This is a genomic window from Micromonospora echinaurantiaca, from assembly GCF_900090235.1.
Classification (GTDB): domain Bacteria; phylum Actinomycetota; class Actinomycetes; order Mycobacteriales; family Micromonosporaceae; genus Micromonospora; species Micromonospora echinaurantiaca.
The window spans coordinates 1788258-1807735 of the sequence record NZ_LT607750.1; the positions used below are offsets into that span (position 1 = coordinate 1788258).

13 protein-coding genes are annotated in these 19478 nt (G+C 73.4%); 4 read left to right on the forward strand and 9 right to left on the reverse strand.

From position 1 onward, the window contains the following. Nucleotides 1-31 precede the first annotated feature (31 nt). From GA0070609_RS08205 to GA0070609_RS08245, 9 genes are all read right to left on the reverse strand, one after another. Nucleotides 32-3082, reverse strand: coding sequence for a tetratricopeptide repeat protein (locus GA0070609_RS08205; RefSeq protein WP_088993259.1), 3051 nt, complete (start codon nucleotides 3080-3082; stop codon nucleotides 32-34). Nucleotides 3083-3092: 10 nt separating this feature from the next. Next, on the reverse strand, nucleotides 3093-3476 hold the full coding sequence (locus tag GA0070609_RS08210; RefSeq protein ID WP_088993260.1) for a hypothetical protein: 384 nt from the start codon (nucleotides 3474-3476) through the stop codon (nucleotides 3093-3095). Between the two features lie 189 nt (nucleotides 3477-3665). Then, nucleotides 3666-5039: a permease prefix domain 1-containing protein gene (locus tag GA0070609_RS08215; protein WP_088993261.1), complete on the reverse strand. Its 1374-nt coding sequence runs from the start codon at nucleotides 5037-5039 to the stop codon at nucleotides 3666-3668. Continuing rightward, nucleotides 5036-5410, reverse strand: coding sequence for a PadR family transcriptional regulator (locus GA0070609_RS08220; RefSeq protein WP_088993262.1), 375 nt, complete (start codon nucleotides 5408-5410; stop codon nucleotides 5036-5038). The genes GA0070609_RS08215 and GA0070609_RS08220 overlap by 4 nt, the downstream gene beginning before the upstream one ends. A gap of 120 nt (nucleotides 5411-5530) precedes the next feature. After that, nucleotides 5531-6349, reverse strand: coding sequence for a BPL-N domain-containing protein (locus GA0070609_RS08225; RefSeq protein WP_231928580.1), 819 nt, complete (start codon nucleotides 6347-6349; stop codon nucleotides 5531-5533). 16 nt (nucleotides 6350-6365) lie between these two features. Beyond that, nucleotides 6366-7739, reverse strand: coding sequence for a heparan-alpha-glucosaminide N-acetyltransferase domain-containing protein (locus GA0070609_RS08230; protein WP_088993263.1), 1374 nt, complete (start codon nucleotides 7737-7739; stop codon nucleotides 6366-6368). Continuing rightward, a complete protein-coding gene (locus GA0070609_RS08235; RefSeq protein ID WP_088993264.1) occupies nucleotides 7736-8494 on the reverse strand; it encodes a BPL-N domain-containing protein in 759 nt (252 codons plus the stop codon). Before GA0070609_RS08235 ends, GA0070609_RS08230 begins: the two co-directional genes overlap by 4 nt. Then, on the reverse strand, nucleotides 8494-9303 hold the full coding sequence (locus GA0070609_RS08240; protein ID WP_088993265.1) for a dimethylarginine dimethylaminohydrolase family protein: 810 nt from the start codon (nucleotides 9301-9303) through the stop codon (nucleotides 8494-8496). The genes GA0070609_RS08235 and GA0070609_RS08240 overlap by 1 nt, the downstream gene beginning before the upstream one ends. A gap of 83 nt (nucleotides 9304-9386) precedes the next feature. Further along, nucleotides 9387-13451, reverse strand: a complete 4065-nt coding sequence (locus GA0070609_RS08245; protein WP_231928581.1) for a Pls/PosA family non-ribosomal peptide synthetase — start codon at nucleotides 13449-13451, stop codon at nucleotides 9387-9389. A 570-nt stretch (nucleotides 13452-14021) separates the two neighbouring features. Between GA0070609_RS08245 and GA0070609_RS08250 the strand changes: the two genes are divergently transcribed. From GA0070609_RS08250 to GA0070609_RS33090, 4 genes are all read left to right on the forward strand, one after another. Further along, entirely contained in the window at nucleotides 14022-14423 is a 402-nt protein-coding gene (locus GA0070609_RS08250; RefSeq protein WP_088993267.1) for a hypothetical protein, read from the forward strand. A gap of 154 nt (nucleotides 14424-14577) precedes the next feature. Beyond that, a complete protein-coding gene (locus GA0070609_RS08255) occupies nucleotides 14578-15621 on the forward strand; it encodes a P1 family peptidase (RefSeq protein WP_088993268.1) in 1044 nt (347 codons plus the stop codon). A 615-nt stretch (nucleotides 15622-16236) separates the two neighbouring features. Continuing rightward, nucleotides 16237-19119: a helix-turn-helix transcriptional regulator gene (locus tag GA0070609_RS08260; RefSeq protein ID WP_172899307.1), complete on the forward strand. Its 2883-nt coding sequence runs from the start codon at nucleotides 16237-16239 to the stop codon at nucleotides 19117-19119. A 109-nt stretch (nucleotides 19120-19228) separates the two neighbouring features. After that, entirely contained in the window at nucleotides 19229-19399 is a 171-nt protein-coding gene (locus tag GA0070609_RS33090; protein WP_157748082.1) for a hypothetical protein, read from the forward strand. Nucleotides 19400-19478 lie beyond the last annotated feature (79 nt).

Here is a 19478-nt window from a genome sequence, read left to right on the forward strand (position 1 = left end):
CGGTGGGCGTACGGGCAGCCGGGCGGGACGGTCAGCTCCGCCAGCGGTCGTTGACCAGCCTGGGGCGCAGGACGGTGTGGACGAGCGCGGTGGTCCGCCACCACGCGGCCGCGACCGAGGCCCGGGCGACGTCGGCGGTCGCCCGGAGCGCGCCGGCCCGGCCGTGGTCGGCCAGCAGCAGCCGTCGCCTCGTCCGGGCGGCCGCGGCCCGTTCCGGCGTGCGGCCGCTGGCCCCGGGCACCTCGGCCCACCGCTGTACGGACTCGGTCGCGGCGCTCAACGCCTCCGCTCGCCGGCCGGCCGCCGTCAGGCAGGTGGCCAGGGTGTGCAGGGCACCGGCCAGGATGATGGTGTGGATCGCGGGTTCGGCCCGGACCATCCTCCGGGCCACCGCCACGGCTTCGGTCGCGGCCTGGACCGCGCCGCCCCGGTCGCCGGCGTCCCGGAGCCGGTCGGCGAGGTTGCCCAACACCTGGGGCAGCTCGGACTCCAGCGCGGCGTCGTTGGCGACCGCGGGCCGGAGGACCTGGACGGCTTCCTCGGCGGCGGCCACCGCGCCGGCCGCGTCGCCGGTCCGCGCCCGGCATCGGCTCAGCTGCAGCAGGGCCACCGAGAGCGAGGGATTCCCCATGTCGTCCGGGGCGACCGCGAGCTCCCGGTGGATGGCCACGGCCTGGGTCGCCGCGGTGCGGGCGGCGTCCACCTGGCCGGTCGCGAGCAGGGCGCGGGCCAGCTCGGTCAGCGCTCCGCCCAGCAGCGGACGGATCCGCCGATGCCGGCGGGCCAGGACGACGGCGAGCGCCGACGCGCGCCGGGCCTCCAGGTACCGGCCCGTGTCCGCCAACGCCCTACTGAGGTGGCTGAGGCTCTGCACGAGATCCGCGGCGCGTTCCTCGACGCTCGCCGGATACCGCCAGCGGTTCGGAATCCGGTCGATCGGGCTGAGGTAGGTCTCCTCGAGGCGTTGCAGCCGTCGGCGGAAGGGGGGCACGGTGTTCAGCGCCCGCAGGAGGGTGCGGGCGACGGGATCGTGCAGGGCGAGGAACCACACGTCGCCCAGCTCCAGCGGCGAGAGGTCCATCCGGCGTCGACGGATGCGCATGGCCGCCTGGAACGCGGGCAGCGCCTCGGCCGGCCGGCCGGCCCGGCTCGCCACGTGGCCGCTGACCAGTTGCGCGTGGCTGAAGTCCGGGCTGGGGCGGGCGGCGCCGAACTCCCGGTACAGCGCGATCGCCTGCTGCGCCATCCGGACCGCCTCGGTGCGTCGCCCGGCGGCCGACAGGTCCGCGCTCAGGTCGACCAGGGCGCTGCCCAGCCGGTTGCTGGCGCGGTGTCGCAGCTGGCCGGCCGGGCTGCGGTCGTCGGACGGGTCGACCTCGGCACTGAGCCTGCGGAGGATGCCGGTCGCCCGCTCGCGGGTCGCCGCGGCCTGGCTGTAGCGGCCGGCGTACGTCTGCACGCCGGCCAGGTCGGTCAGCACGGCGATCCGGGCCTCCGGGTCGGGGTTCTCGGCCAATCGGTACGGCGCCAGCCGGGTCTGCACGGCCGCCATCGCGGGTAGCAGGTCGGTGTCCTCCGTGGCCTCCAGGTGCTCGGCGAGAGCGGTCAGCCGGCGGAAGCCGAGCCCGTCGAGCCCGGTGACGGCGCCGATCGCCGCGTTGCCGGCGGCGAGGATGACGGCCGGACGGTCGTCGACCAGGCGGAAGAGGCACTCCGGTCCGACGTGCGGCCACCGCTGGGCCGCCGCGGCGAGCATTCCCACCGCCCGGGGCGACCAGGCCGGCGGCGGCTCGTCCACGCCGAACAACGCCGCCGTCGCCGGCCGGGCCCAGCTCTGGGCCGGGTAGTCGGCCCGGTGGCCGGGGACGGTGAGGGCCAGGAAGTCCTCGGCGAGCCGGTCCGGGTACAGCGGCTCCAGCACGGTGTCGGCGCCGGGCGGCGACGGGGGATAGCACGACCGGTGGTCGGCCAGCGCGGCGTCGCCGTCGGCGGTGACCCCCAGCCGTCGTACGACCTCCCGTCCTTGCGCGTGCGGGACGGCTCCGGTGAGCGCGGCGCCGAACACGAGCCGGTTCATGGTCGCCGGCGGCGTACGGTACGTCCGCTCCGTGGGGACGAGTTCGTGGCCGGGGTCGCCGAGCCGCCGCGCCCACCACAGCTGCTCGCGGTCCAGCAGGTAGACGGTCAGGCCCGCGGTACCGGTCGACGGCATCGGCCGCCCGGCCACCTGCGCGTCGACCGCCACCAGGGCCGCCATGTGGATGGTCAGGGTCAGCCCGAAGTCGGGGTGGTCCAGCCCTGCGGGCCGGCCGACCGACGACCCGTCGATGCCGTACCCGGCGGCGTAGCCGTCGCGGGCGGCCTGGAACATGGCCTCCCGGGGACCCTCTGCCCCGTCCGGACGGGGTGCCCTGCCCAGCGGACGGAGGAGTTGGGTGGAGGTGTCGACGAACCGCTCGACCAGGGCCGCCCGGGTCAGCGGCCACGCGTCGTCGGTGCGGCCGATCAGCAGCACCCGGACGGGCAGGCCCGGCTTCTGCAGCAGCGAGTTGCTGAACAGCCAGGTCAGATGAGTGAGCGGCCACTGGTCGGCGTAGTCGACGATCACCAGCAGGCCGACCGCGCCGTCGGTGCGCAGATCCTGGCTGTCGGCTCCCGGGAGCACCGTGCCCGGTCCCTGGACGGTGACGAGCACCTTCCAACCGCCGGCCACGGACAGTTCGGCGAGCCGGGTGGCCAGGCGGGTCTTGCCCTGCCCGCCCGGGCCGTGCAGCCACCGGGCCGCCATCGGCGCCTCGCTGTCCCGCCACGCCTCCAGCGCGGCGAGGTCGTCCTCCCGCCCGGTGAACGGGACCACCTGGTACCGGGCGTTGAGCATCCGGCTCGGCACCTCGCGCAGCCAGTCGGACGGCACGGCCGGGGACGGCCGCCAGTTGCGCAGCACGAACAGCGGGATGCCGTCGCCCCACACGTGCAGGTCCCCGCCGATCACCCCGGCGGCGTTCCCGCCGTCGGCGTGGACGTCCTGCCGGTACGGCGCCGGGGCGGGGGTCGGGTCGTCCGGGGTGCCTGCCTCCGTCACCGGGGCCGCCTCACGCCTGCGGGCCGGTCGGCTCGTCGGTCCGGCGAGGTGGCAACTGGTGGTGGATCACGTCGCCGTTCATCGCGCCGTACGCGGCGGCGCCCGGTGCGGTGGCGCTGATGATCTGGGTCTGCGGGACCGTGGTGGACTCCCGGGACCCGGGCCGCCCCTGCCTGAGCTGCCGGCCGGTGAGGACGACGCCGACCACGCCGACGACGAGCGCGATCAGCGCCACGACCATGCTCACCACGTCGGCGGTGTTCGCCTGGACGTCCAGCGGCTGGCCCAGGAAGACCCGGGCGGCCTGGACGGTCCCAACCGCCAGGCCGGCGAGGCCGACCATCGCCGCGGCGATCGCCGCCCACCGGACCTTCCGTCTCGCACGGCTGTCCATCGCATCCTCCCGCGGCTGCCCGGCTGTCGACGCTCGACGTCGAGGAACCTCCACAGTGCAGCACGCGTCGGCAAGGCGCCATCACCTGAGTGATCGTGGCCGTCGCCGGACGGTCACGCCGCGCCGCCGTGCCGCACGGCGGCGACGGCCGGTGGGGGAGTCTCGTCGCGGCGTCGGGGCGCTGGCGGATCAGAGGAAGGCGAACACCGGGGGGAAGACCAGGACCACGACCCAGGCCCACGCGGCGTACACCGGCAGGTAGCCGGTCTGCCAGCGTTCGATCGCCGCGAACGGGGCGCGCCGGCGGACGAAGCCCAGCAGCAGCCACGCCGACCAGGCGAGATTGGCCAGCAGGATGACGTTCTCGCCGAGGGCCGCCGCCTTGTTGGGCGTGGTGCCGTACTCGGTGATCCGCCCGGTGATCTCCAGCAGTACCAGCACGTCGATGACGAGGGCGCTGACCACGAGGGCGAACTGCAGCTTGTCGAACAGGCCGGGCGGGGCCAGCGGATCGCGGGCGGAGATCGAGTAGAGCAGCAGCCCCAGCACCACGACCAGCAGGAGGTTGAACAGGATCAGCGCTTCCCGCTCGACGTTGATGCCGTTCGCGCTGCGCCCGAGAGCGGCGAGGAAGGCCAGCAGTACGGCGGTGAACAGCGGGGTGAACAGCCGGGTGAGCACCGGCGCGATGTTCTCCACGACGCTCTGCTTGGCCTCGACGAGCCATCCGGCCACCACCACCGCGGCGGCCGCGCCGCAGGGCAGCAACCACTGCGAGACGAAGCCCTCCGGGGAGAGCCCGATGGCCTCGAAGGTGCCGAACATGAACGCGGTCAGCACGCCGCCGCCGAGGGCGATGAGGACGTAGTAGATGAAGCACTCGCCGGTGAACCGGATGAAGTCCATCCGTCGGCGGGACGAGCGCAGGTCGTCGGCCACGTACGCCAGGCCGACCACGAGCCAGAGCGCGATGGGCAGGTGGATGCTGGTCAGGACCACCGACTGGGAGTCCTCGGCGAGGGGATAGGCGTTGGCCGCCACCGCGCCGAGCGCGAACAGCGCGACCATCGCCCCGATCAGCGCCCTGCCGGCCTGCCGGCGCCAGGCCAGGAAGGCCGCCAGCCAGGGCAGCGTGAACAGGCCGAGGTTGGTCGCGTAGAACCGGCCGTCCTCGTCGAGGCGCATCCCGAACAGCTCCGGCACCTTGACCGAGACCGCCGCGCCCGCCGCGCAGATGGCCACCGCGTACAGGTCACGCCGGGCCCGGGTGGGCGCCACGGGGCCGTCCGTCCCACCGGTCAGCACCAGTTGCTTCCAGAGCCGTTCCGAATGTTCCCGGGCGAACTCGCGGGACAGGTCGTTGAGGCTGCCCATCCGCTTGACCGCGACCAGGAACGCCTCGTCGGCGCGCAGGCCGACGGCCATCAGCTCGTCGACCGAACCCCGCAGATGGTCTTCGAGTTCGTCGGCGTCGGACTGGTGCAGCTCCGCGCGGCGCTCCACGTGTTGCCGCCACTGGGCGAACTGGGCCTCCAGTTCGCTCCGAGCCTCCGGCGCTGTCATGCCTGACCCTCCAGGGGGATCGCGGTGAACGGCCGGAAGTCGCCGGAGCCGTGCCAGACCTGCTTGAGCGTGCCCACGACGGTGTCCCACTGGCGGCGTTGTTCGGCGAGCTCGGCCAGGCCGCTCCGGGTGATGCGGTAGTACTTGCGCCGCCGCTCCCCGGCGACCGACTGCCAGCTCGACTCGACGTGGCCGAGGCGCTCGAGCCGGTGCAGCAACGGGTAGAGCAGGCCCTCGGTCCAGTCCAGCTCGCCACCGGAGAGCTCGTTGATCCGGCGGAGGATGGCGTAGCCGTAGCTCTCGCCCTCGGCCAGGATGCCCAACACCATCGGCGTCGCCGAAGCGGCCACGAGATCCTTGGTGACCCGCACGAGACCTCCCCGCACCCATCTCTAGAACTTTGATGCATAGTAGTTCTAGGTATCGTCCGGGCGCAAGGAACCGGGGCGCGGCTCGGCAGCCCGGCCGCGACCGGTTCAGCGGACAGCAGGTCAGGTTCCGTCGAGAGCCGGGCCGTTCCGATCCACCGTGGCGTCGATCAGGTCGTGGCCCAGGTCGAACCGGACGCCGTCCGGGTTGGTCAGCCCCACGTCGGCGTACCACGAGCGGTCGGCCTCGGGGTGCGGCCCGACCAGGCCCACCCGCCCGGCGCCGTAGGCGGTGACAACGGCGGCGGCCGCGCCGGTGTCGTAGGTGGCGAGCACGCTGCCCGGCGCGCCGGGGCGCAACTGGAACGTCGGCCCGTCCTGGAAGTACATCTGCCGGGCGCGACCGCGCCAGCGCACCTCGACCACCGTGTCGTCGGTGCTGTCGACGCTCGCCCCGGCGGTGCCGATGTACCGGCCCACCTTCCCGTCGATCAGGCCGAAGCCGGGATCGGCGGCGGCCAGGTACGCCCCCAGGCAGAAGCCGAGGTAGTGCCCACCGGAGCGGACGAAGCCGCGGATCTCCTCGGCGTAGTCCCGCATCCGCCGCCAGGCCGGGCCGACGTTCCCGCCGCCGGGTTGCGCGTACACCGCCGCCTCGGCCAGCGCGCTGCGCGACACCGGCCGTTCCTCGTCCGGGCCGCAGTACTCGGTGCGGAACCCGACCGGTGCGCCGCGCAGCAGGGCCGCCACCGCCTCCGCGCAGCCGGAGCAGGCGGCGGGACCCCGGTAGACCAGCGCCAGCGGCCCGTCTCCGGACACCGCCGACACCCCGACCCAGCCGAGCGCGGTCAGGGTGCCGGCGGCACCGGCACCGACCAGGAGACGCCGCCGACCGATCCGCCGTGCTCCGGCGAGCCGCGGGTCCTGCCCGGCCTGCCCCACGTCACCGTCCGCCCGCTCAGCCAGGACGCCATCCCGTCGCCGGCGGCTCGACCCGGTACGTCCGGGGTTCGGGCGCGTACCTCGACATCCCGGCGCCGGGTCGCCGACCGTCGCGGGCCGCCAGTCGGCGAGTGCCGCCGGAGATCGCCGTCACCAGGCCCTCCAGCGGGCCTCGACCGGCGGTGGCCCACCAGGCGAAGGCGAACGACACGAACGCCACCACCTGCGCGAGGTATCCGGGCACGGGCGCGAAGGAGTCGAGGTCCGAGTTCATGAACATGATGTGCGCGGTGTAGAGCGTCAGGACCATGCCACCGGCAGCGGCCAGCGGCAGCAGCAGCAGGGAGATCGCCCGCCGCGGCAGGCTGCGGGTCACCCGGCTGGCGAGCAGCATGACGGCGAGCAGGGCCAGCGCGCTCCCGGTGGTGGCGAGCAGGTCGAGCGGGGTGCCGGTGTGCGGCGCGTCGACCGCGAGCCACCACCACGTCGAGGTGGGCGTGCTGCCGTCCCCGCCGAACGCGAGGAACTCGGCGATCTGCGTCGCGTCCAGCCCGCTCGTCGGCTGGGTGACCGAGATCTGCTGCAAGCCGTACCGGTCCAGCAGGACCGACGAGGCCACCGGCGCCGCGACGGCGAACGCGACCCCGGTGCCGAGCATCCCGAGGATGGCTCTCATCCGGGTCAGCGCCAGCCGCCCGACGACCAGGCCGGCACACAGGTACGCCAGCCACGTCATGGCCGGGAACTCTCCGGTCACCGTCAGCTCGGTGAGCAGCGCGACCGGGTCGCCGACGAGGTGGCCGAATCCCGGGTTGTCGTAGGTCGGTTCCGGCAACCGCGGCAGCAGCAGGTGCTGGAGGACGGGAGCTGCGGCAGCGACGACCACGCCGGTGACCGCCACCAACCAGGTGGGCAGGAACACCAGCGGGATGGCCAACAGGAACATCACCGCGTAGAAGGGCAGGATCACCGACGCCAGGGACGCGTCGGCGTAGCCCAGGGCCAACCCGATCGCGCCGATGGCCAGGGCCCGTACGGTCAGCGCCGCCACCGGACCGGAGCCGGCGCTCAGCCGGACCCGCTGCCGAGCGGTCAGGAACGCGATACCGACCCCGGCCAGTACCGCGAACGCGGCCGACGCGCGCCCGGCGAAGGCGGTGAACCACCAGGTCGGTTGCCCGGCCGCGTCGGATTCCGGCAGCGAGTGCACGGCGATCATGGCGAGCAGCGCGGCTCCCCGGGCGGCGTCCACGCCCAGCAGCCGGGAACGCCCGGCCGGCAGGTCGCTGGCCGAGGCCCGACCGTTGGTGCGCCGGGCGGCGGTGGCGAGCCGGTTCGCCTCGGCGGCCCGGTCGAGGTCGTCCCACGTGAGGTTTACGGTCTGGGTCATGGCCTCATCACGGTGTCGATCAGGTCGTGGCCGAGGTCGATGCCGAGCCGGTCGGCGGGGCGCAACCCGGCGTCCAGGTACCAGTCGTCGGTGGCCTCGGGGTGCGGGCCGACGACGCCGACCCGGCCGGCGCCGAGTCGAGTGACCATCGCGGCGATCGTTCCGTTCGGGTACGTCGCGAGGATGTCCGATTCGGCGCCGGGCCGCAGCCAGAAGTACGGGCCGTCCTGGAAGAACAGCCTGCGTCGCCGGCCGCGCCAGGAGACGTCCACGACGGTGTCCCGCTCCGATCTCACGGTGGCGGCGGCGGAGCCGATGTACTGGTCCGTGTCACCCGGCAGGAGAGCGAACCCGGGGGTGGCCCCGGCGAGGTAGCCGCCGAGGCAGATCCCCAGGTACCGCCCGCCGGAGTGGACGAACTGCCGGATCTCGTCGCGGTGCGCCTTCAGCTGCCGGTAGCCGTGCTTGAGGGTGCCGCCGCCGGGCTGGGCGTAGAGCGCGGCGCCGGCCAGCGCCCGCTGGCTCAGCGGCAGGTCCGCGTCCGGGCCGACGTACCGCACGTCGAACCCCCACCGGCTGGACTTGAGCAGCGCCGCTGTCGCCTCCGGGCAGCCGGGCAGCGTCGCCGGCCCCCGGTAGACCAGCGCCACCGGCGGTTCCGTCCGCTTCGACAGGGGCGAGCGCACGGTCAGCGCACGGCCGGTGAGTGCCCGCTCGCCGGCGGCGAACCAGCGACCGAAGGTGCCCGACGCCATCACGGCCTGGCCGGCAGGGGGTTGTCGAGGGTGAGTGCGGTGCAGCGCACGCCACCGCCGCCCTTGGCGAGTTCGGTGGTGTCGAGCTCGACGACCTGCAGGCCGCGGACGCGCAGCTCGGCGGCCAGCCGCGGCGCTCCCTTGGTCATCGTCACGGTGGTGCCGTCGCTGATCAGGTTGAGCGCGAAGCGGGCCGCCTCCTCGACGGCCACCTCGATCAGGTCCATGCCGAGTCCGCGCAGCCGGCGGCGGCTCTGCTCGTCGAGGGCCTCGGGGCAGTAGGCGAGTGTCCGCCCGGGCTCGACGACCGCGACCGCCAGGTCGAGGTCGTACCAGCGGGGACTCACCGTCCGCAGCGGCACCACCTCGTAGTCCAGCGCCCGGGCGAGGATGCTGTGCATCCGCCGGTCGGTACGCTGCCCGTAGCCGGTGAGCAGCAGGTCGCCGCAGGCCAGGGCGTCACCCTGGCCGCTGAACGGGTAGGGCGCCTCCACCACGTCGTAGTCGTGTTCGATCAGCCACTCCTGGAAGTACGGCAGCTCGGCCTTGCGCTCCGGTGGTGGCGCGCCGAGGACGGCCCGGTTGCCCCGTACCACCGCGGCGTTGGCGGTGAACACCATGTCCGGGCACTCCGGGGCCGACGCCACGTACTCGATGCGGCGGCCGGCCGCCCGGTGCGCGACGACGATGTTCAGGTGTTCGACGACCGCCGCCGTGTGGTCGGGCTGCACCTCGGTGTGCATGTACGGGTTGATCTCGTAGTCGACCCGGAAGTAGGCGGCGTCGGACACCAGGAGCACCTTGTTCATGGAGTGGTTCTTCCTCTCGTGGATGGAGAATGGATGGATCCGGTCGCGGTCGTGTGGTGGCGGCCGCAGCCGTACGCGCGGCGTCAGGCCGCCCGTTGTTCGACGGGATCGAGGGTGAGCACGCCCTGGGCGGGGATCCCGCGCCATCGGGTGCCCGGCGTGAGGTGCTCGCCCTTCATCAGCAGGGAGAGCGAGTCGAGGCTGACGTCGGCACCGACGACGGCGTCGTAGAGCACGATCGCCCGGGTGCCGATGGTGGCGCCGGCGCCGACGGTGACCACCGACATCTTCATCACCCGGTCCTCGAACAGGTGGGTCTGCAGCGACACCTCGGTGCCCACCGTGGCGTCGTCGCCGATCTCGACCAGGTCGAACTCGGTCAGGTAGGTGGTCCCGATCCAGGTGCGCCGGCCGACCCGGACCCCGAACCAGCGCAGCACCGGCGGCAGGAACGGAGTGCCGACCAGCAGCCCGACGCCGACCGGGACCGCCGCGGCCTCGAAGAGGCCGGTGACGAACTCCGTGCGCCGGACGAAGGGGCTCCACAGCGGTTCCACCCGGGGCCGGTAGGTGCCGATGATGTTGCGTTTGGTCGCCGCGCAGAACAGGATCACCCCGACGCACGACGCCATCGCGACGAACGGCGACACCAGCGCGGGCACCAGCAGGTCCCGGCCGTTGGCCAGCCCGGAGAGCGCCAACAGGTAGAGGTAGAAGCTGGCGCCGAGCACCGACGCGGGCAGGGTGGCACGGAAGAACTCGACGAACAGCCGATGCGCCACCACCCGCCGCGGCGGGCGGAAGGTCTGCTCCTCGGAGAAGGATCCGCTGCTCTGGCGTACCGGCAGGTGGATCGCCGGTGAGCCCAGCCAGGAGGTGCCTTCCGGGACACTGTCGTGGGGCGGCAGCGTGCTGACGCCGAGCAGCGAGCCGTCACCCATCACCGTGCCGGCCGGTACGAACGCGGCGTTCCCGACGAACGCCCGGCTGCCGACCCGGGTGGGCAGGAACGCCACCCGACCGTTGCCGAATGTCGCGGCGCCGAGGCTGGCCATGTCGGCGACGAAGCTCTCCGCACCCAGGGTGAGCAGATCGGGGTCCAGGTGTGCGGCGGTGGACACCTCGGCGCCCGGACCGACCCGGGCACCGAGCATGCGCAGCCAGGGACCGGTGTAGAGGGTCGCGTAGAGCGAGTTGGTGAACGTCAGGCTGAATTCGAGCAGCTTGTCGACGATCCACTTGCGGACGCCGAGCATCGAGTGGACCCGGTGGTGGAAGCCGACCGGCACCCGCGGCAGCACGAGCCGCTTGCCGGTGGCGACCACCGCGCAGACGGTGAGGACGTAGACGACGCCGGCGGGAATGGTCGCGACGAGCCCGGCGAACAGACCCTGGGTCAACAGCACCCACCAGACCAGCGCCACGCTGGGCAGGACCATCGCGATGGCCCCGAACTCCAGGCCGATCAGGCCGACCACGGCCGCGGCGAGGTGGTGCACCCGCCAGCCCTTGTCCAGCGGGTGGGAGCTGAGCAGCGCTTCGACGGTGGGCGCGAGCCGGCGGGTCGGGGCCGGCGGCGAACCCGCCCAGCGCGCTCCGGGCGGCACCGTCTCGCTGTGCACGAGGACGGTCTGCTCGCCGACGCCGGCGTGCGCCCCGACCGAGGCGCCTGGCTCCAACACCGCGTTCGCGCCGACGAAGGCGTGCGCTCCGATGGTGATCGGCCCGACGACCACCCACCCGTCCTCCGCGCGCCAGGGGCGCAGCGAGACGCCGTACCCGATGGAGGTGTTCCGCCCGATGGAGAGCAGAGTCGGCAGGCTGATCGCGCTGGTCGCGATCATGGTCCGCCGGCCGATCCGCGCGCCGAGCAGCCGCAGGTACGTCGCCATCAGCGGGGATCCGCTGAGCACGGCGAGCGGTCCGATCGCCAGGAGCGTGTTCAACGCCCAGAGCCGCACGTAGGTGAGCCCCCACAGGCGGTACCGACCGGGCCGGATACCGGCGGCCAACGGCCGGGCCAGCAGCACCGGCAGCACCCACCGCACGCCGAGGTAGCTGAGCAGGATCGCGACCATCAGTTCCGCGAGCACGCGGACCGAGACGAAACCGTCGTTGCGCGTGTAGACGTAGGAGACCGGCAGCGTGACGGCCAGCAACAGCAGGTAGATCACCGAGCCCTGGCCGAATCCGGCCAGGGCGATCCGGCGGCTGCTGTGCCGCAGCGGAGCGGGGCGAGCCGGCGCGGTGGGCCCGCCGACCCGCTCGGCGGCGCCGAGATGGGCGGCCATGCCGCGTACGGTCGGGTGGGCGTAGAGGTCGCGGACCGCGGGGTTCACGCCCACCGTACGGGCCCGCAGCAGCGACACCACCCGCGCCGCGAGCAGCGAGTGTCCGCCGAGGTCGGTGAAGAAGTCCGCCTCGACCGAGAGCGCCTCCGGCTCGACGCCGAACGCCTCCGCCCACGCGGCGCGGATCTGCTTCTCCAGCTCGCTCGCGGCGGCCACCAGCGGGCCGGCGGTACGGGTGAGCCGGCGGACCGGCGTGGGTAGCCGTTTCCGGTCCACCTTCCCGCTGGGCATGGTCGGCAGCGCGGCGACGACGTCCAGGAAGGACGGCACCATGTAGGCCGGAAGCCGCGTCTGGAGGGTCTGGCAGAGCCGGGCGGTCAGCTCTTCCCACCCGTCCGCGCCGACACCGTGCGGGACGAGGAAGCCGGCCAGCTCGCGGGGGGCGTCCGGGCCGTCGGCGACCGGGACGAGCGCCACCACGGCCTCGGCCACCTCGTCGTCCTCCAGCAGCACGCTCTCGATCTCACCGAGGTCCACCCGGTGGCCCCGGATCTTGACCTCGGAGTCCGCCCGGCCGAGATACTCGATCTCGCCGTCGGCGGTGAGCCGCCCCAGGTCACCGGTGCGGTACAACCGGCTGCCGGGTGGCGCCAACGGGTGCTCGATGAACCGGTCGGCGGTGAGTTCGGGGCGTCCGATGTAGCCGCGTGCCACCCCGGGGCCGCCGATGCAGATCTCACCGACCTCGCCGTCGGGGACCGGCTGGCGCTGCTCGTCCAGCAGCACCACCGAGTAGGTCGGCATCGGCCGCCCGATGGTGACCGGCCGGCCCGGGAGCAGTTCGCCCCAGGTCGCGGTGACGGTCGCCTCGGTGGGCCCGTAGGTGTTCAAAATTCGCCGGCCGGGCCGGCTCCACCGTTCCACGAGCTGGCCGGGGCACGCCTCACCGCCGACGAGCAGGTTCCGGATCCGGGGCAGGTCGCGCGGGATCGTGGCCAGCAGGGTGGGCACGCAGTAGAAGACGGTGATGCGGGCCTCGTCGAGGAAGTCGGCCAGCTCGGCGCCGAGGCGGCGGGAGTCGGTCGGGCCGGCCACCAGCGTCGCGCCGACCGCCCAGGTCGGCCAGATCTCCTCGATCGCGAAGTCGAACGCGATCGTCATGCCCTGGTAGACCCGGTCGGTCGGGCGCACGTCGTACACGCCGGGCACCACGTCGAGGAAGTTGCAGATGCTCGACTGGGCGACCTCGACCCCCTTGGGTCGACCGCTGGACCCGGAGGTGTAGATCACGTAGGCGCTCGGGTCCGGGTCGGCGTCGAGCGCCGGCCGATCAGGGCGAGCCGCGGCGAGGTCGGCGGCGCTGTCGTCGAGGACGAGCGCGCGCCGGTCGCCCACCCGGTCGGCCAGCGCCGAGGAGGTCAGCACCAGGTCGACGGCCGAGTCCTCGGCGATGTACGCGACCCGGTCGGCGGGGGACTCGGGGTCGATCGGCACGAACGCGGCCCCGGCCTTTCCCACCCCCAACAGCGCCACGTACGTCTCGACCGAACGCTGCAACAGGATGGCCACCCGGGCGCCGCCCCCGACGCCGAGGGCGCGCAGGTGGTGAGCCAGCCGGTTGGCGCGTTCGTCCAGCTCACGGTAGGTCAGTCGGTGGTCGCCGCACTCCAGCGCGACGGCCGACGGATCCCGGTCGCAGGCGGATTCGAACACGTGGTGCAGGCGCCGGCGCACCGGCACGCGGCCGTCGCCGGGTGGCCCGTCCAGCGGATCGGCGACCGCTGGGCCGACGACCGCCGCACGACCCACCGGCCGCTCGGGTGATGTGGACGCGCTGATGTACCGGACCTGCTCCACGGAAACGCAAACCTCCTGCGCGACCACGCTCGAACGCCGTGTGCCATGCCACCCGTGCGGGCCCGGCCGGTCGCGGGGGAGGGCGCCGACAGGTCCGAAAGGAAAGTCGTGACATATGTCGACAGAAGCTCGCATATAGGGCTAATGTCGACGAGGCCTCACGAAGCTAGCAAAGCTCCGGTACGGGTATGACCCGAAACGCCGAGATATGGGCCGAATCTGCTGATTGAGGCGGCAGTCAGATGACTGACCCCCCAGCCAGATGACTGACGCCGCAGTCAGGCGACAACCCGCGGGCCGCACCGTCGTTGTAGAGGAGGCGGGTCCGGGCGGAGCGGCCCCGCCGGCTCGTGCTGCGCCACGCACCGGGTCTCCCATGGCCAGCAACGGGTCGGCCAGACCGCGGCGGAGCCGGACGGGCGCGACACCGCCCCTGATCATGGCCAACCCTCCACTGTGGGATCATGGCGGCTCACGTGCGCGATCTTGGCGCCGGAGCTCTTGGAGGAACGTGTGCGCGGACTAGCGCGACGACTGGCCATCTCGATTCTCTCCGCGACCGTCGCGGCGGTGACGCTCGCGTCGCCGGCGCAGGCGGCGGCGAACCCGTTCACCGCGGCGCAGGCCTGCAACAACGACTTCGGTGGCTCGTGGGCGTACGCCAGTGACGGCCATCGGTCGATCTACGCCTCGGACGGCACCAAGGTGGGCGACGTCTACCTGATGTACAACAGCGCCAGCGGGTACAACTGCGTCGCCACCCTCAAGCGGGTGGCCGTCGGCTCGACGACCGGCGTGTCGGCCGGGATCCGGGTGGAAGGCGGCTCCTGGGTGCGCGACCCCGGCAACTACAAGTACTACGCGGCGATCCAGCGCTCCGCCCGGGACAAGTGCGTGATGTACGAGGGTGAGGTGCTCTACTTCACCAGCTGGCAGAGCGCCGGCCGGTACAGCTGGGGCAACTGCGGCTGAGCCACCCTCCGCCCGGGTCCACCGCGAGGGCCGAGGACCTGTGTGGACGCCCCCGGCCGGCCGAGGGAGGGTCAGGTAGCCTCCGTCGACCGGTCGGGAGGGCGGTCGCCGGGCCGATCGTCCCGCAACCCCGGCGGGCGAGGACAGGAGCACCATGAGCCAGCTGAGCCGCCGGGCGCGCGACCTGGGGATCGTCGTCGGATCGCTGCCCACCGGGCCGCACAACGCGATCACCGACGTCGCCGGAACCCTGGTCGGGCACACCACCATCGACGACGGCGCCGACCTGCACACCGGGGTCACCGCCGTCGTACCGAGCCAGCTCGGCCCGGGGTGGTGGACCCTGCCGGCCGCGGTGTACGCCGGCAACGGGCACGGGAAGCTCGTCGGCTCCACCCAGGTGGACGAGCTCGGCGTACTGGAGTCGCCGATCGTCCTGACCGGCACGCTGTCCGTGTTCCGCGCCGCGGACGCCCTGCTCGGCTACCTGATGGACCAACGGCCGGACGGCCTGTCGTTCAACCCGCTGGTCGGCGAGACCAACGACGGGCACCTGTCGGACATCCGCCGCCGCCCGGTCGGCGCGGAAGACGTGCTGGCCGCCATCACCGGGGCGTCCGCCGGACCGCCGGCCGAGGGCTGCGTCGGGGCCGGCACCGGCACCACCGCGCTGGGCTTCAAGGCCGGCATCGGCACCTCGTCCAGGACGGTACGGGTCGGCGACCGCCCGGCGACCGTCGGCGCCCTCGTCCAGTCCAACTTCGGCGGGGTGCTGACCGTGCTCGGCGTCCCGCTGCCGGTCGAGGAGTTGGTCGAGGACCCCGACCGGACCGAACCATCCGGTAACTCGTGCATGATCGTGGTGGCCACCGATGTGCCCCTGGACGCCCGGCAGCTCGGCCGGGTCGCCCGGCGGGCGGTCTTCGCGATGGGCCGGGTCGGCGCGTCGTACAGCAACGGCAGCGGCGACTACGCGATCGCGTTCAGCGCGGCCCGGCCCGAGCAGCCACCGATCCCCGACGGGGAGATCAACCCGGTCTTCGCCGCCGTCCTCGAGTCGGTCGAGGAGGCGCTGCTCAACTCGCTCCTCACCGCCGTCACCACCACCGGTGTCGGCGGCCGTACCAGCCACGCCGTACCCCATGCGGCGGTGATCCGCCGGCTGTCGGCTGTCGGCCGGCTGGCGGCCCCGGCCTGATCGGGCGGCGACCGCGCAGCCGCGTCGCGCGGCAGCGGCTCGCGTCTTGCCCGGAACGGGCCGGCGCTGTCCTGCATGGTCCGCGCCGTCGGACGGCTCGCCAATCCGCATCGGCGGCAGGGCGCCGTTTCCCGCTGCCGATTTCGCCAACGTGGTGGGCGCTACCGGTGGCCCCCGGGTCGGTGCGGCGAATACCCACGAATGCGGCTCGGGGCGAGGGCCGGCGAACTGTGTCGCCACTTCTCGGCGGGCGTTCCGCCGTGCCGGCTGCCGCCGATCGGCGGTACGCCGGTATTGCCGCCGCCGGCTGCGGGGCGACCCGATGAGGCCCCGGATCCGCTGCTCCGGGCCGTGGCGCGAGCCGTCCGCAAAGGACCGACGCGGCCGTCGGGTTTCGGGGTAACAGTCAAGCCATTTAGGTGCCATATCCGATTATGTGCGCGTCATCGTGGCCCGGTGGATCCGACCAGTCTCACTAACTGGACCGCGTTGGGAATTGTTGGACATCAACCCGATCATCGCGCGAGAATCGCCCCGAACCGGTGATCGACCGGGAGGGGGCGGGCGTTGGTGAACGAGGCCAACATCGACGTCACTCAACTTCCAGCACTTTCCGTGCCGCGGTTCGTCGGGCGGGACCGGGAAATTACCGCGCTCGGTGAGGCGCTCGACCGACCGCCGGCGGTGGTCCTGCTCGACGGGGAAGCCGGCATCGGCAAGACCCGGCTGTTGTGGGAGTTCCTGACGTCCTCGTCCGAGCGTGGGCCACGCGCGCTGGTCGGGGCCTGCCCGCCGCTGCGCGAGCCGTACACCCTCGGCGCGGTGGTGGACGCGGTGCGCGAGGGGATCGGCAACGTGTCCGGCCTGCGGCTCAGCGGCCTGGCCGGCGCGCTGCGGCCGCTGTTTCCCGAGTGGGCGGCCGACCTGCCCCCGGCCCCGGAGCCGCTGGAGGACGCGACCGCGGCCCGGCACCGGCTGTTCCGCGCCTTCGTCGAGTTGCTCAGCCGGCTCGACGTGGCGGTGCTGGCCCTGGAGGACGTGCACTGGGCGGACGAGGCGACCCTGGAGTTCCTGCTGTTCCTGGTCTCCCGCCGGCCCCAGCCGGTGAGCGTCGTGCTGACCTACCGGCCGGAGGAGCTGCCCGCCGACTCGCTGCTGCTGCGGCTCTCCTCCCGGTTGCCGGCCGACGCGCACCTGGTCAGGCTGACCCTCAAACCGCTGGGGGTCGACGAAACCGCCGCGATCGTCTCCTCGATGCTCGCCGACGAGCACGTCTCGGCCGAGTTCGCGGCCTTCCTGCACACCCGGACCGACGGCGTACCGCTGGCGGTGGAGGAGTCGGTGCGGCTGATGCACGACCGGGCCGACCTGATCCGCCAGGACGGTGCGTGGGCGCGCCGTCGGCTGGACCACATCGAGGTGCCACCCACCATCCGCGACGCTGTGCTGGAACGCGTCGGGCGGCTCCGCCCCGACACCCGCACCGTCCTGTACGCCGCCGCGGTGCTCGCCGACCCGGCCGACTACCCGATCCTCGACGCGGTGACCGCGCTCCCCGAGGACCGGGCCGGTGCCCGGGTGGCCGAGGCGCTGGGCTGCGGCCTGCTGCGCGAGGACGGGCGCGGCCAGTGGTCGTTCCGGCACTCCCTGGCCTGCCGCGCCGTCTACGAGGCCATTGCGGTGCAGGAGCGGCGGGCCATGCACCTGCGCGCGGGTCGGGCGTTGGCGGAATCCACGCTGCCCCCGGTGGCGCAACTGGCCCGGCACTTCCGGGAGGCCGGCGAGGTCGAGGCGGCGTGCCGGTACACCGAGCAGGCGGCCGACCTCTCCACCCAGTCCGGCGACGTGGCCACCTCGGCGCTGCTGCTGCACAACCTGGTCACCACGGTGGCCCTGCCGGCGGAGCCGCTGGTGCGACTCGTGACGAAGATCCAGTTTCAGTCGCTGCCCGGCTCCGACCCGTACTCGAAGGTCATCGAATCCTTGCGGTCCGCTCTCCGGGCCCGGGCGCTGACGCCGGAACAGGAGGCGCTGGTCCGCTTCCAGCTCGGCCGGGTACTCATGGTGGCCGGTGCCATGGAGGCCGGCCGGCTCGAGATCGCCGAGGCGGTGCCGCGCCTCTCGCCGGACTCGCTGGAGGCGGCGCGAGCCCGGATCTTCCTCGCCATCCCGCTCGGCGACGCGCGGCCGGCCGCGGAGCACCTGCGGTGGCTGTACGAGGCGCCCGCGGTGGCGCCGTCGATCGCGCCGCACGAGCGGCTGCGGCTGTTCCTGGAACGCGCCTTCGCGCTGCTCATGCTCGGTGAGGAGGCCGGGTGGACCGAGGCGCGGCAGATCCCCGACGACACCGCCAGCCCGCGGGAGGCGGCGCTGCTCGCGATCGGCCAGACGAACGTCGCCGAGGCGGCGATGCGGTGGGGACGGTACGAGGAGGCCAGGGCGAGACTGGCCAGGGCGCTCGCCCTCGCCGACAACCACCAGTTCCTCGGCCACCTGGGCAGCATCGCCTCGACCCGGGCCCACCTGGACTGGTTCACCGGCGCCTGGGACGGGCTCGCGGACCGGGCGACGGCGCTGGTCGGCGATGACGACGGGGTGCGGCTCAAGGACCGGTGCGAGGCGGCCCTCGTGGCCGGACTGATGCAGCTCGCCGCCGGAGAGCGGGCCCGAGCGGAGGAGCGGCTGCGCTTTGCCGGCCGCGACGACCAGCAACGCATCGAGGCCGCGGCCGCGCTGGCGCAGCTGCACCTGCGCGCGGGCAACGTCGACGAGGCGCTCCGGATCACCGAAGAGCCGGCCGAGATCACCATCCGCAGCGGAATCTGGCCCCGGGCCACCGAGGTCGCCCCGGTCCGGGTCGCCGCGCTGGTGGCCGCCGGCCAGCTCGGCAAGGCGGCTGACCTGGCGACCGCGTTCGCGCGGGCCCTCGGCGAGAAGGATGCGCCGGCGCCGCGGGCGTCAGTGGTGGGATGCCGGGCGATCCTGGCCGAAGCCGACGGCCAGCCGGCCCGCGCCGCGACGCTGTTCGGCCAGGCGGCCGCCGCGTGGCAGGCGATGCCGCGCCCGTACGACGCCCTGCTGGCCCGGGAGCATCAGGCCCGCTGCCTGCTCGCCGCCGGCCGGCGCGAGTCCGGCCTGACGATGCTGGCCGAGGTCTCGCGGAGGTTGTCGGAGCTCGGCGCGCACAACGACGCCGATCGGGTGACCCGATTCCTGCACGAGCACGGGCGGGGCACCCCGACGGCACGGGGCCGTGGTCGGCCGAGCTACGGCAACCAGCTTTCCCCACGCGAGCTGGAGGTGGCTCGCCTGCTGGTCGGCGGCCGGACGAACCGGCAGATCGCCGACACCCTGGTGGTGTCGACGCAGACCGTGGCCAGCCAGCTGAAGTCCGCCATGCGGAAGCTGCGCGTGACGTCGCGGACGGCCCTCGCGATCCGGGTCGTCGAGCTGGGCCTGGTCGGCGATCAGGGGCATCCGCCGGCGGGCGACGAATAAATTCGCCGACCTCGACGGCGACGAAGAAACAGCGCGCGAGCCAGCGACGAGTTTAAATACCGCGTTTGACCAATCGAGCCGGCAGCGGGCTTGATCGCACACTTTCCCCATGCTGCCCACCGATCCGCCGACGCCCGAACCGGCCGGCGTCCCCGCCGAGCCGGCCCGCCGTGCGAAGGACGACCTGGCACCGGCAGGACCGCCGGAGAGCCCGGCAGACGCACCGACCGCCGAGGGCGCGGCCGGTGCCGACGTGGCTGGCGAGTACGAACCGCTCTAGCGAGGAGTCCCCATGGTCAGACCCTGATCGCCCACGCCCGGCGCCGTCCCACCCCGGACCGCGCCCGACCCGACCCGGC

Excerpts from the sequence above, each read along its gene's own strand:
- GA0070609_RS08210 (WP_088993260.1), bottom strand. The coding sequence starts at position 3,476 with ATGGACAGCCGTGCGAGACGGAAGGTCCGGTGGGCGGCGATCGCCGCG.
- GA0070609_RS08215 (WP_088993261.1), bottom strand. The coding sequence starts at position 5,039 with ATGACAGCGCCGGAGGCTCGGAGCGAACTGGAGGCCCAGTTCGCCCAG.
- GA0070609_RS08230 (WP_088993263.1), bottom strand. The coding sequence starts at position 7,739 with ATGACCCAGACCGTAAACCTCACGTGGGACGACCTCGACCGGGCCGCC.
- GA0070609_RS08235 (WP_088993264.1), bottom strand. The coding sequence starts at position 8,494 with ATGGCGTCGGGCACCTTCGGTCGCTGGTTCGCCGCCGGCGAGCGGGCA.
- GA0070609_RS08240 (WP_088993265.1), bottom strand. The coding sequence starts at position 9,303 with ATGAACAAGGTGCTCCTGGTGTCCGACGCCGCCTACTTCCGGGTCGAC.
- GA0070609_RS08255 (WP_088993268.1), top strand. The coding sequence starts at position 14,578 with ATGAGCCAGCTGAGCCGCCGGGCGCGCGACCTGGGGATCGTCGTCGGA.
- GA0070609_RS33090 (WP_157748082.1), top strand. The coding sequence starts at position 19,229 with ATGCTGCCCACCGATCCGCCGACGCCCGAACCGGCCGGCGTCCCCGCC.